Source organism: Burkholderia sp. AU19243 (genome assembly GCF_018148075.1).
In the GTDB taxonomy this organism is placed as follows: Bacteria; Pseudomonadota; Gammaproteobacteria; order Burkholderiales; family Burkholderiaceae; genus Burkholderia; species Burkholderia latens_A.
Genome location: NZ_JAGSTV010000025.1, coordinates 1 through 12,561 on the forward strand (window position 1 = coordinate 1; position 12,561 = coordinate 12,561).

Sequence of the window (12,561 nt, forward strand, 5' to 3'; positions counted from 1 at the left end):
GGGCGTTGTCCCGGGCGCGGCGCCGGCCGCCGCGGCAGCTGCCGGCAAGCCGGCGAACGCTGCGCCGCGCGATCCGCCGATCGCGCGCGTGCGGCCGTGCGTGCAGGACGCCGCGTGCGAACATGCGCTGTTCGACCTGAACCGCTATTACCAGAAGCTGCGCCGGAAAATGCCCGCGCATTCGGCTGCGACGCTCGTGCGCGCGCAGCGCGCGTGGGTCGCGTTCCGCGATGCGACGGCGCCGCTCGTCGGCGAGGACGGGCGCGTCGACCTGATCGGCGCCCGCATCGCGACGATGAAGCGGCTGTCGGAGACCGCGGGCAACCAGTAGGAATCGCCGCGGCCGCGATGCCGGCGATCCGGCGCGGTAATGCAGAACGGGCACCCGAGGGTGCCCGTTGCCGTTTCGGCGCCTGCTACGTGCGCGCTTACGCGGGTTGCTGCGTATCCAGGCGGCCGAACCACGACGGCACGAGCTCGACCGCATCGTCGAGCGACGCGAGCACGTGCAGGCTCAGCGCGACGATCTCGGGCGTCGGCGCCTTCAGGTCGGGCACGGTGATCACCGACGCGCCGGCGCCGGCGGCCGACAGCGCACCGAAGTCGCTGTCCTCGAACGCGACGCACGCGTGCGCCGGCACGCCGAGGCGTTCGGCCGCGAGCCGGTACACGGCCGGATCGGGCTTGCCGCGCGCGACTTCGTCGCCACCCGCGATCGCGTGGAAGAACGGCAGCACGCCGACCGCATCGAGCCGCGCCCGGATCACGTCGCGCGCGGACGACGACGCGACCGCGCACGGAATGCCCGCTTGCGCGAGCGTTTCGAGCAGCGCCAGCGCGCCCCGCTTCAGCGGAAACTTCGGGTTGGGCTCGGGTGCGGCCAACTGTTCGCGCACGCGAATGCGCACCGCGTCGAACGTGTCGGGGTTGCCGATCAGGCGCGCGAGGATCACCTGGCCCTCGGCGAACGAGCGGCCGACGATCTGCAGATAATCGATCTCGGTCAGCACGACGCCGTGCGCGTGCGACACGTCGATCCACGTGTTCATGATGGTCCGCTCGGAATCGACGAGCAGGCCGTCCATGTCGAAGAGCGCGGCGGAGAAGGTCATCGGCGGGTCCGAAAAGCGGTGAAGCCGGGAAGCGGGACAGGCGGCGCGCCGGCCGCCCGAATGGAACACGGACGCCGGGCGGCGTCCGCTCGTGACAGCGTGCTTACTTGCCGAGCGCGGCGCGCGCGGCCTTGACTGCCGCACGCACCTGGTCGGGCGCGGTGCCGCCCGGGTGATTGCGGCTCGCGACCGAGCCTTCGAGCGTCAGGTAGTCGAACACGTCGTCGCCGATCAGGTGCGCGACGTTCGGCAGTTCCTGCTTCATTTCGTCGAGCGTCAGGTCGGCGAGATCGATCCCGCGGTCGTCGCAGATCTTCACTGCGTGCGCGACCGCTTCGTGCGCGTCGCGGAACGGCAACCCGCGCTTCACAAGGTAGTCGGCGAGGTCGGTGGCGGTCGAGAAGCCCTGCAGCGCGGCCGCGCGCATCGCGTCCGGCTTCACGGTGATGCCCGCGACCATCTCCGCGAAGATCCGCAGCGTGTCGGCGACGGTGTCGACCGTGTCGAACAGCGGTTCCTTGTCTTCCTGGTTGTCCTTGTTGTACGCGAGCGGCTGGCCCTTCATCAGCGTGAGCAGCGCCATCAGATGGCCGTTCACGCGGCCCGTCTTGCCGCGCGCGAGTTCCGGCACGTCAGGGTTTTTCTTCTGCGGCATGATCGAACTGCCCGTGCAGAAGCGGTCGGCGATGTCGATGAAGCCGACGCGCGGGCTCATCCACAGCACGAGTTCTTCCGAGAAACGCGACACGTGCGTCATCACCAGCGCGGACGCCGCCGTGAATTCGATCGCGAAGTCGCGATCCGACACGGCGTCGAGCGAGTTCGCGCAGATGCCGTCGAAGCCGAGCGTTTTCGCGACCGCATGACGGTCGATCGGATAGCTGGTGCCGGCGAGCGCGGCCGCGCCGAGCGGCAGGCGGTTCACGCGGGTGCGGCAGTCGCGCATGCGTTCCGCGTCGCGCGTAAACATCTCGACGTACGCGAGCAGGTGATGGCCGAACGTGACCGGCTGCGCGACCTGCAGGTGCGTGAAGCCCGGCATGATCGTGTCCGCGTGCTTTTCCGCGAGGTCGACCAGCGCGCCGCGCAGGTCGTTCAGCAGCCCGCCGATGCGGTCGATCTCGCCGCGCAGCCACAGGCGGATGTCGGTCGCGACCTGGTCGTTGCGCGAGCGGCCGGTGTGCAGCCGCTTGCCGGCATCGCCGATCAGCGCGGTCAGGCGCGCTTCGATGTTCAGGTGGACGTCCTCGAGATCCAGCTGCCATTCGAATTCGCCGCGCTCGATCTCGCCCTTGATCTGCGTCATCCCACGCTCGATCGCGGCGAGGTCGTCGGCGCTGATGATCTTCTGCGCCGCGAGCATGCTGGCATGCGCGAGCGAGCCGGCGATGTCGACGAGCGCGAGGCGCTTGTCGAAAAACACCGACGACGTGTAGCGCTTGACCAGCTCCGACATCGGTTCCGAGAAGCGGGCCGACCAGGCCTCGCCCTTTTTGTGCAGTTGGGACGTCATGGCGATTCTTCGAACGGGAGTTGGGCGGCCGTGCGCCGCCGGAGGAATCCCGCGATTCTAACATTCGCGGGGCGCGCGGCCGGCGCTCGGACGGCCGGGAGCCGCCACGCCTATCGCAGGCCGCAGGTGAGGGGCCCGATCGTCGGCAGCGTGCCGTTGTCCGGGCGCCGGTATGCGAACGCGACCGAGCACGCGCCGGCGCTGCCGGAGATTTCGAGGTGATTGTCGGCGACGAGGCCGTCGACGAAGGTCAGGCCGTCGTAGCCGACGATCGTGCGGTGGCCGCTTTCGACGTGGCGTACTTCGAGCCCGGCCGGCAGCGGCGCGCCGTCGGGCGCGCGCAGCACGATCGATGCGGCGCTGTAGCGCGTGACGGCGAAGCGGGCGAGCACGCCGGAGCGCGCCTGCGGCACGACGTCGAGCGTCGTGTCGGTGAGCCGCGCATCGGCGGGCAGCCCGGTGCTGTCGATCGCGACGCGATTGCGCTGGTACGCATTCAGGTCGGGCACGAGCAAATAGCCCGCGCGGTCGGTCTCGCCGATCAGGCGATTCTGGTGCAGCACGGGCACGCGGCCCGTGTCGGTCGATACCAGGGCAAAACCGTCGTCGATACGGCGCGCGGTCATCAACCTGCCGTCCATCAGTACGAACGCGCCCGTGACGTCGACCGACGCGTTGCCGCGCCCGTCGAACGACTGCGCGAGCACCGTCACCTGGCCGGCGCGGCCGAGATACTGCACCTGGCCCTGCCCGTAGCGCATGCCCGCACTTGTCCCGGCCTGCACGTTCCAGCCGAAGCCGCCGCCGTAGTCGGGCGGGCGCGACGCGTTGAGGGTGTAGGTCGATTCGCCGTTCTGCCGGCCGGCGTTCGCCGACACGGACGCGTTGCCGCCCAGCCCGACGCTCATGCTGACGAAGAAGCCGCGCGCGTCGTGTTGGCTGAAGTCCTGGAAGCCGCTGAACGTGATCGATGTCAGGCCGCCGAGATTGACGAGATACGCGATCGAGCCAATCCGCGACGCGGCAACGCCCGGATATTTGAGTGCGAGATAACTGAACGACAGCGTCTGCGCGCGCAGGAACGGAAACGATACGGTGACGCGATCGGTCGCGCGCGATACGGGCGCGCCTTCGCGGCTGCCGAGGTCGCCGTAGTCGCCGAACGCGCGCAGCGTCTGCGCGTCGATCGAGAAGCGCGGCGTCACGTACTGGTAGCCGGCGCCGGCCTGCACGCCGGTGCGGCCCGGCGCACTGAGCGCCAGCGACGCGTTCGCCACGCCGCGCTCGCCGAGCCGCGCGAGCGCGCCGGCGCCGACGTTGTACACGCCGGCCGTCGCTTCCGCGTGCGCCTCGGCGGTCAGGCGCTCGCTGATCCCGTAGCGCAGCGAGCCGCTCGCTGCCGGCGTGCGCGCGTAGTCGAACGAATTGCTGCCGTACGCGCGCCGCAGGAAGCCGGCTTCGGCCGAATAGCTCGCGAGCCCCGGCGCGAGCAGGCGCGTGTCGACGTACAGCGGAATCGACGTTGCGATCGAACGGCCGAGCGCATCGCGCGTCACGACCGTCGCGCTGCCGGCGCCGGTGATGCCGGGCACGCTGTTGATCACGAACGGTCCGCTCGGCACGTCGCCGGTGAACTGGCGCACGTTGTTCACGTACAGGTCGACCGAGGTCGGCACAACCGCGTTGCCGGACAGTGCGGGCACCGGAAACGTGACGAGGTCCGGGCGCAGGCCGAAGTTGCTGCGCCACTGAACGCCGCCGAGACGCAGCGAACGGGTCCACGACAGCGACGACGAAATCGTGTCGCCGACCTGCGTCGTCGTGAGCGTGCCGGGGTTCGAGCGGGTCCACGACGTGTCATAGCGCACGTAGCGCCTGCGGTCGTCGTACAGGTATGCGATGCCGGTGCTGCTGAATACACCGGCCGGATCGAAGTAGCGCGCCTCGCTCCAGACGGCGAGCGGCGCATGCGCGAAGGTCTGCGCATACGCGTCGTAGTTCAGCACGAAACCGCGGCCGGATGTCGCCGGCGGCGCGGCGGCGAGCGCGCGTGTATCGAACGTGTGCGGAATGCGCAGCGAATCGGGCACGCGCAGGTCGAGCGTCTGCCGGCCTGCGTCGTAGTCGTAGCGCAGCCCCGCAAGCGTATCGAGCGCGACGAGGGCGTTCGACGGGACGTTCGACGGCATGCGTCCCGGCGCCTCTGTCGCGATGCCCAGGTCGGCCAGATCGGCGGACGCCGCGTACAGCCGTCCGTCGATTTGCCGGAAGCGGGCGATCCGGTGCGTCGGTTCGCCATTGAGCGACACGTCGAGATACAGGCCGTCGCCCTCCGGCGAGGGCGCGGCCACGGCGGCGGGCGGGATCGGCGCCGGTTGCGCGCAGCCTGTGACCGCACGCAGTGCGAGCGCGTGCGCGAGCAGCGCGGTGGCGCCGGCGCGGCGGATCGTGCTCGGCGTCGTCACGGGCACCGTCGCGGCATCCTGCCCGGATCGATCAGGGCGTCGTCAGCCGGGCTTCGACCGGCTGCGCGTTGACGACCGCCTGGATCTTGACGAACGCGGCCGCGCCCGGATCGAGCTTGAGCGGCCAGCGCCGTGTACTGCCCGCGAGCGCATAGCCGAACAGGCCGCGCGTGAGTTCATGGACGCCGCCTCGCGTATCCACGAGCCGCACGGCCGAAATCTGCGCGCGCCGGCCGCCATGGTTGTCGACCGCGAGCCGCATGCCGGCCGCGTCGCGCTCGATGCGCCAGTCGAGCCGGGGCGGTGCCGTCGCCGCATCGGGTTCGACGAACACGGGCACGGAATAGCGCAGCCGGATCGTGATGCCGTTCTCGACCGGGGTGCCGGGCGCAGGCAACTCGTCGATCAGCACGCGAAAGCTCTCCTCGGCGGCCGGCGCGCCGCGACCCGTGCGCACGAGCCGGATCAACTGATCCGCGTTCGCGCCGATCTGCAGCAGCGGCGGCGACGCGGCGAGCGCGTCGGTCGGCGTCAAGACGTCGTCGCCGTTTTCCTGCGTCCATCGATAGGTGCGGACCTGGCCGTAGATCGGCCGCCCGCCCGGATTGGCGAGCGTGATGCCGGCCGCGGCGGCCGACGGCGGCAGCTCGAGCGTCACGGGCGTGATCTGCAGCGCGGCCGCGGACGCGACGGCTGCCGACGCCGCCCACAGAGCGCCGAAAGCGCGCAGGAGAACCGTCACGGCGCGTCAGAAGTAGACGGTCGCGGTGACGGTAGCCTGGTACGTGTCGGGTTTCGGCGTCGCTTGCGCCGGGACGTGACCGTAGACGTTCAGCGCCTGGGCGGAACCGGTGCCCGTGCCGCCGACCGTGTCGGTGCCTTGCGTGTTGCCCCAGATGGTGGCGTGGCCCGAGTCCTGGTAGATCTGGTAGCCGACCGTCGTGCCGGTGTTGCCGGTCGTGGTGCCGGCCATCAGCCGGCTGGCGACCGTGGAGCCGGTGACGGCGCCGGCGTCGAGGCCGACGTTGTACGGCGTCGTGTTCGTGCAGGTGACGGACAGGGTGGTCTGCTGGTTGAGCCCCGACGCCAGCACGCCGGTCGTGCCGAATGCGAGCGGGTTCGCGGCGATCGTGCAATTCGCCTGGATCGTCAGCGTGACGTTGAACTGGGCTGTGGCGGTGCCGTTCAGATAGGTCGCGGCGACCGTGACGGGTTGCAGTGCCGGTGCGAATGCGAGAGCGGTTGCCAGTGCGGCTGAAAGGACACGACGTCGGGTAGCGTTCATTGTGATTTTCTCCTGCCGTTCAACGGGTGTCGCCCGGCTCGCGTGTGGCCCTCCGCGATGTGCCTGCCGTGCGACGGAACAGCGCTGTCGTTCGTGAAAGCCTACTCCACGCCGTTGCGCGCCCGCAAGGGTGAAAACGCCGAAACGGCGGATAACGTCAGGGATTCCTGACGGATCACCGTCGGCACGTTTGATCTGGATCAAAAATCCGGGTGAAACTCCGGGGCGCATCCGGATACCATCGGAAAAACGCGGTGGCGCACGGCAGTCGTCGCGCGGTGACGGGCTTTCGGGGAGGACCATGGCGGACGAGCGGTTCAACGCGGCGCGGGGCTGGCTGCACATGCTGTCGTGCCTGTTGCTGGCCGCGGTGCTTGGCGCGGGCTGGACGCCGGCGCGCGCGGATTCGTGCACGGTGACGCCGCCCGCCCCGAACTTCGGCTCGGTCAGCCCGATCCGGCTGGCGGCCGTCACGACGACCAGCACGATGATCGTCAACTGCACGTGGGACGCGCTAAGTCTGAATACGGGCGTGCTCGTCTGCGTGAATCTCGGCGGCACGAGCCCGCGCTACCTGAGCAACGGTGCGAACCAGATGCAGTACGACCTGTATCAGGATGCCGGGTACTCGCAGCCATGGGGAGCGGTCAGCGCCGGAACGACACCGATTTCGGTCACGTTGACGAAGCCGCTGCTCGGCACGAGCGCGAGCGCGAACGTCACCGTCTACGGCCGCGTCGCGGCGAACCAGCCTGCGGTGCCGACCGCGAACAACAGCAGTACCGTCTATACGCAAAGTTTCAGCGGCACCCAGGCAACGTACAGCCAGAGTTTTTCGCTGCTGAGCATCCTGCCGACGCTGTCGTGCGCGTCGCAGCCGACGGCCGGCACGATGAGTTTTTCCGCGACGGCGACCGTCATCGCCGATTGCATCATCACCGCGACCGGCGTGGCGTTTCCGGCCACCGGCGTACTGACGTCGGCACTGTCGGCAGCCGGATCGATCAGCGCGCGATGCACGAACGGCGACGCGTTTCAGATCGCGCTGAACGGCGGCGGCAGCGGCAACGTCGCCGCGCGCGCAATGCCGCGGGCGGGCGGCGGCGGTTCGGTCCGCTATCAGCTGTATCAGGATAGCGGTCATGCGAACCCGTGGGGCGACGGCACTGCCGGTACGTCGATGGCGACGGGGGCGGGCACCGGCTTCAACCAGACGATTCCCGTGTACGGGCTCGTACCCGCGCAGGCGACGCCGGCGCCGGGCAACTACAGCGACACCATTACCGCGACGATCAGTTTCTGAGCCGCGTCAGTCACGCACCAGCACGACGAGCTTCAGGTCCTCGCGATGCGCGGGCTTCAGCGTGATCTGCTGATACACGACGCGGCCTTCGGCCGGATGGTCGAACTCGCGCAGGCCGCCTTCGCGCTCGAACACGTCCTGCGATGCCCAGTACTGCGCGAACGCATCGCTGCCGGCCGTCAGCGCGTCGATGAGCGCGCGCGTCGGCGCATCGGCGAGATGCCGGATCGAGTCTGCGCGGAACTCGGCCGCGAGCCGCCGCGCGCGGCTTTCCCAATCGACGATCAGCGTGCGCGCGGCCGGCGCCATGAACGTGAAGCGCAGCAGGTTGCGGTCGTGGTCGCCGTCGAGCCAGCCGGTGAACAATGCGGCGGCCGGCGCGTTCCATGCGAGCGCGTTCCATTGCCGGTCGAGCACATACGCGGGCGTCGCGATCGCGGCGACGGTCGCCGCGAGCGTCGGCGGCAGGCCGCCGGCCGCGACGTCGGGCTCGGCCGGATCGCGCTGCGCGGCCAGTTCGAACAGGTACGCGCGTTCGGCTTTCGACAATTGCAATGCGACGGCGATCCGCGCGAGCGCATCGGCCGACGCCGACACCGGGCGGCCCTGCTCGATCCACGTGTACCAGGTCGGACTGACGCCGCACAGCTGCGCGACTTCCTCGCGCCGCAGCCCCGGCGTGCGCCGGCGCGGCCCGGGCGGCAGGCCGACGGCCTGCGGCGACAGCCGTTCGCGGTGCGCGCGGATGAATTCGCCAAGCGCGCGGGCAGGCGTGGCGTCGAGCGGCGGGGGCGGGGCGGAGGACGGCTGATTCATGCGGAAACGGCTGAAACGACTGAATGGACGAAAAAAGCGCGCTCGGCGGCGCGGCAACGATCAGGCAGGTGTAACGAATACCAGAATAACTGCTTAACTTGTACTGGTACAAGCGCGGCCCTATTGTAGCGATTCGCGCGCTGGCAGGCAGCAGGCGCCCCATTCAGAAGAAGGAGCGAACGATGAAACACCACGATCAGGTCGCCGACGCATTCGGCACGACGGCCGCCGCATACCTGACGAGCGCGGTCCATGCGACGGGCGCCGACCTGGCGGCGCTGGCCGATGCGGTGCGTACGACGCCCGCAGCCGCCGTGCTCGATCTCGGCTGCGGAGCGGGCCACGCGAGTTTCGCGGTCGCGCCGCACGTACGCGACGTGGTGGCGTACGATCTCGCCGCGCCGATGCTCGCGACCGTCAACGCCGCTGCGCGCGAGCGGGGGTTCGCGAACATCCGCACGCAGCAGGGGCCGGCCGAGCGGCTGCCGTTCAGCGCGGGCACGTTCGACTGGGTGATCAGCCGGATGAGCGCCCATCACTGGCACGATGTGCGCGCGGCGCTCGGCGAAGTCCGCCGCGTGCTGAAGCCGGGCGGCCGCGTGCTGATGATCGACATCGCCGGCAACGACCATCCGCTGCTCGACACGTATCTGCAGGCCGCGGAAGTGCTGCGCGATGCGTCGCACGTGCGCGACTACCGTGCCGACGAATGGCTCGCGATGTTCCGCGACGCCGGGTTCGATGCGCACGTGCAGCGCCGGTGGCGCCTGCCGATCGACTTCGACACGTGGGTCGAGCGAATCCGCACGCCGGCCGACAGCGTCGCGGGCATCCGCGCATTGTGGGAGCATGCGCCCGACGAGGTGCGCGGCTACTACGCGGTGCAGCCGGACGGTTCGTTCGAGCACGATGCGTTGCTGATCGCCGCGCAATGAGCGCACGGGACGGCGGCCGACGCGGTCGTGCCGTCCGACGAAAAAAAGCCGCGACACGCGTGAGCGCGTATCGCGGCTTTCGTTTTGCGATGCCGGCGTGGCGTGACCCACGCCCGCGCCCCCGCCGCGCGCGGTTCAGCCGGTATTGCGCAGGCCGGCCGCGATCCCGTTGATGGTCAGGTGAATCCCGCGACGCAGCCGCGCGTTCGTGTCGCCCGCGCGGTGACGCTTGATCAGCTCGACCTGCAGGTGGTTTAGCGGATCGAGGTACGGGAAGCGGTTCTTGATCGAGCGCGCGAGCAGCGGGTTGGTCGCGAGACGCCCTTCATGCCCGGTGATTTCGGCGAGCGCGTGCGACGTGCGCTCCCATTCGGCGACGATCCGCTCGAACACGTGCTTGCGCAGCTTGCGGTCGGCGACCAGTTGCGCGTAGCGCGACGCAACGGCGAGATCGGTCTTTGCGAGCACCATGTCCATGTTCGACAGCAGGTTCGCGAAGAACGGCCACGTCTTGTTCATCTTCTTGAGCAGCGCCAACCGCTTCGTGCGCTCGGCCGCGTCGGGCGCGCCGTCGAGATACGCGCTCACCGCGCTGCCGAAGCCGTACCAGCCGGTCAGCAGCAGCCGGCACTGCCCCCACGAGAAGCCCCACGGAATCGCGCGCAGGTCTTCGATCTTGCGGTTCTTCGGATCCTGCAGCTTGCGCGACGCCGGACGGCTGCCGATGTTCAGCTCCGCGATTTCGGTGATCGGCGTCGACGAGAAGAAGTAGTCGGTGAAGCCCGGGGTTTCATAAACGAGCGCGCGATACGACGCCATCGCGGTATCGGACAGCGTCTGCATCGCGGCCTCGAACGCGGGCAGCTGCGCGGGCGCGTTCGACTGCGGCAGCAGCGACGCCTCGAGCGTCGCGGCGACGACCGTCTCGAGGTTGCGCCGGCCGATCTCCGGGTTCGCGAACTTGCTCGCGATTACTTCGCCCTGTTCGGTCAGGCGGATCTGGCCATTCACGGTGCCCGGCGGCTGCGACAGGATTGCCTGGTAGGTCGGGCCGCCTCCGCGGCCGACCGTGCCGCCGCGACCATGGAACAGGCGCAGCGTGATCTTGCGTTCGCGGAACAGGTCGACGAGCGCGAGTTCGGCGCGATACAGTTCCCAGTTCGACGTCAGGAAGCCGCCGTCCTTGTTGCTGTCGGAGTAGCCGAGCATCACTTCCTGCTCGGCGCCCTGGTGCGCGATGAGCGCATCGATGCCCGGCAGTGCGAAGTAATCGCGCATGATGCGCGCGGCGTCGCGCAGGTCGGGGATCGTCTCGAACAGCGGGATCACCATCAGCCCGTTCTTCGCATGACTGCCGAGCGTGCCTTCGAGCAGGCCGGTTTCCTTCTGCAGCAGCAGGACCTCGACGAGGTCGCTGACGCTTTCCGTATGCGAAATGATGTAGTTGCGCACCGCGCGCGCGCCGAACTGCGCGCGCACCTCGCGCGCCTTCTCGAACACGCCGAGTTCGCTCTGCGCGAGCGCCGAATACTCGAGGTATGGCGAGCGCAGCGGGCGCGGATCGGCGAGTGCGGCGAGCAGTACGCGAAGCTTGTCTTCCTCGGCGAGCGCCGCGTAGTCGGCTTCGACGCCTGCACGCGCGAACAGCTCGGCGACCACGGCTTCGTGAATGTCGGAGCTCTGGCGCAGGTCGATGCTCGCGAGATGGAAGCCGAACACTTCTGCCGCGCGCACGAGCGGCGCGAGCCGCGGCGCGGCCAGCGACGCGCCGTGATGTTCGTCGAGCGACGCCGTCAGCACCTTCAGGTCGGCGACGAATGCGTCGGAGTCCGCATACGGAACCGCGCGAACCGGCGGCGCGCCGCGGCCGGCGCTGCGCACCGGGACCGTGCCCTCGCCGACGCGCACGCGCGCGCTGGCCGCGAGCCGCGTGTAGATGCCGATCAGCGCACGGCGGTACGGTTCGTCGACGCGATGGGGCGACTGGTCGGGCGACGCCGCCGCAAGTGCCTTCACTGCGTCGCTCGCGCCGACCAGCAGGTTCGACACCGACAACTCGGCGCCGAGCTTGTGCACCTGTTCCAGATAGTGTTCGAGGATCACCGCGGCCTGGCGGTTGATCGCTTCGTCGAGCGTTGCGGCCGTCACGTTCGGATTGCCGTCGCGATCGCCGCCGATCCAGCTGCCCATCTGGAAGAATGCGGGCACGCGCGCCTGCAGGCCGTGCTCGGCGAGCGCGGCCTCGATGTCGCCGTACAGCGCGGGCAGTTCGTCGAGGAACGTCGCGCGGTAGTACGACAGCGCGTTCTCGATCTCGTCGCCGACCGTCAGGCGGGCGTCGCGCAGCATGCGGGTCTGCCACAGCGCGGTCACGCGCGCGCGCAGCATCGACTCGTTGTACGCGCGTTCGCGCGCGGTCAGCGGCTGGTCGCGTTCGGCGAGCAGGCGCGCGATGTCGTGCTGCGCGTCGAGAATGCTCTTGCGCTGCACTTCGGTCGGGTGCGCGGTCAGCACCGGCACGATCAGCGCATCGTCGAAGAAGCGCTGCAGCAGCCGCTTCGATGCGTTGCCGGTCGTTTTCAGCTGTTCGAGCGCGTACGCGACGGTGCCCGGCTGCGGCGCGGAGCCTGCCAGCGCGTGGATGCGGCGGCGCCGGTTGTGGTGGCGGTCTTCCGCGATGTTCGCGAGATGCGAGAAATAGCTGAACGCGCGCACGACGCTCACCGTTTGCTCCGGCGTCAGCTTGCGCAGCTTTTTCTCCAGCGTTTGCGCGGCTTCGCTGTCGTCCTCGCGGCGAAACTTCACCGCCGTCTGGCGAATCGTCTCGACGACGTCGAACACCGTATCGCCTTCCTGTTCGCGCACGACGTCGCCGAGCAGGCGGCCGAGGAAGCGGATGTCCTCGAACAGCGGGCGGTCCTTGTCGTCGCGCGTGCGCGTGCCGCGCTTCGCCGTGCCGGCAGCGGTGTCGGCTGCGTCGATCGCGCGTTTTGTCTGACGTATCGGGTCTTTCGGTTTCGTTGCCGGTTTCGCACGGCCGTTCGCGGCGGTGGCGAGGGTGCCCGTCTGGGCGTCGGAGGAGGGCAGGGCAGCATTGCGGCGCACCGTACGCGCCGATCCGGAAGACTTCAC

The 12,561-nt window shown here is 69.4% G+C and carries 10 protein-coding genes; 3 read left to right on the forward strand and 7 right to left on the reverse strand.

All coding sequences use genetic code 11. The annotated features are described in order from the left end of the window. Window positions 1-331: lysozyme inhibitor LprI family protein (locus KDW55_RS28205; protein WP_212198133.1), on the forward strand; the 331-nt coding region annotated here is incomplete at its 5' end. Window positions 332-428: 97 nt separating this feature from the next. Here KDW55_RS28205 and KDW55_RS28210 read toward each other — a convergent pair. The 5 genes from KDW55_RS28210 to KDW55_RS28230 form a co-directional block, all read right to left on the reverse strand. Beyond that, window positions 429-1,112, reverse strand: coding sequence for an HAD family phosphatase (locus KDW55_RS28210; protein ID WP_209820777.1), 684 nt, complete (start codon window positions 1,110-1,112; stop codon window positions 429-431). A 103-nt stretch (window positions 1,113-1,215) separates the two neighbouring features. Next, on the reverse strand, window positions 1,216-2,625 hold the full coding sequence (gene argH, locus KDW55_RS28215; protein WP_209820778.1) for an argininosuccinate lyase: 1,410 nt from the start codon (window positions 2,623-2,625) through the stop codon (window positions 1,216-1,218). 110 nt (window positions 2,626-2,735) lie between these two features. Beyond that, complete coding sequence (locus KDW55_RS28220; RefSeq protein ID WP_212198134.1) at window positions 2,736-5,096, reverse strand: fimbria/pilus outer membrane usher protein; 2,361 nt, start codon at window positions 5,094-5,096, stop codon at window positions 2,736-2,738. A 25-nt stretch (window positions 5,097-5,121) separates the two neighbouring features. Beyond that, window positions 5,122-5,832 carry a fimbria/pilus periplasmic chaperone gene (locus tag KDW55_RS28225; RefSeq protein WP_209820780.1) on the reverse strand — a complete coding sequence of 237 codons (711 nt, stop codon included), beginning with the start codon at window positions 5,830-5,832 and terminating at the stop codon, window positions 5,122-5,124. A 6-nt stretch (window positions 5,833-5,838) separates the two neighbouring features. Then, window positions 5,839-6,375 carry a spore coat U domain-containing protein gene (locus KDW55_RS28230; protein ID WP_209820781.1) on the reverse strand — a complete coding sequence of 179 codons (537 nt, stop codon included), beginning with the start codon at window positions 6,373-6,375 and terminating at the stop codon, window positions 5,839-5,841. A 301-nt stretch (window positions 6,376-6,676) separates the two neighbouring features. On the opposite strand from KDW55_RS28230, the gene KDW55_RS28235 reads away from it, so the two are divergent. Beyond that, window positions 6,677-7,678, forward strand: coding sequence for a spore coat U domain-containing protein (locus tag KDW55_RS28235; protein ID WP_040141394.1), 1,002 nt, complete (start codon window positions 6,677-6,679; stop codon window positions 7,676-7,678). 6 nt (window positions 7,679-7,684) lie between these two features. On the opposite strand, the gene KDW55_RS28240 is transcribed toward KDW55_RS28235, so the two are convergent. Further along, window positions 7,685-8,494: a helix-turn-helix transcriptional regulator gene (locus tag KDW55_RS28240; RefSeq protein ID WP_040141392.1), complete on the reverse strand. Its 810-nt coding sequence runs from the start codon at window positions 8,492-8,494 to the stop codon at window positions 7,685-7,687. A gap of 182 nt (window positions 8,495-8,676) precedes the next feature. On the opposite strand from KDW55_RS28240, the gene KDW55_RS28245 reads away from it, so the two are divergent. After that, on the forward strand, window positions 8,677-9,429 hold the full coding sequence (locus KDW55_RS28245; protein ID WP_212161822.1) for a class I SAM-dependent methyltransferase: 753 nt from the start codon (window positions 8,677-8,679) through the stop codon (window positions 9,427-9,429). Window positions 9,430-9,564: 135 nt separating this feature from the next. On the opposite strand, the gene ppc is transcribed toward KDW55_RS28245, so the two are convergent. Beyond that, the gene (gene ppc, locus KDW55_RS28250) at window positions 9,565-12,561 is read right to left on the reverse strand and encodes a phosphoenolpyruvate carboxylase (RefSeq protein WP_212161821.1); all 2,997 of its coding nucleotides are present in this window, start codon (window positions 12,559-12,561) and stop codon (window positions 9,565-9,567) included.

Excerpts from the sequence above, each read along its gene's own strand:
- KDW55_RS28210 (WP_209820777.1), bottom strand. The coding sequence starts at position 1,112 with ATGACCTTCTCCGCCGCGCTCTTCGACATGGACGGCCTGCTCGTCGAT.
- KDW55_RS28245 (WP_212161822.1), top strand. The coding sequence starts at position 8,677 with ATGAAACACCACGATCAGGTCGCCGACGCATTCGGCACGACGGCCGCC.
- KDW55_RS28235 (WP_040141394.1), top strand. The coding sequence starts at position 6,677 with ATGGCGGACGAGCGGTTCAACGCGGCGCGGGGCTGGCTGCACATGCTG.
- argH (WP_209820778.1), bottom strand. The coding sequence starts at position 2,625 with ATGACGTCCCAACTGCACAAAAAGGGCGAGGCCTGGTCGGCCCGCTTC.
- KDW55_RS28230 (WP_209820781.1), bottom strand. The coding sequence starts at position 6,375 with ATGAACGCTACCCGACGTCGTGTCCTTTCAGCCGCACTGGCAACCGCT.
- KDW55_RS28240 (WP_040141392.1), bottom strand. The coding sequence starts at position 8,494 with ATGAATCAGCCGTCCTCCGCCCCGCCCCCGCCGCTCGACGCCACGCCT.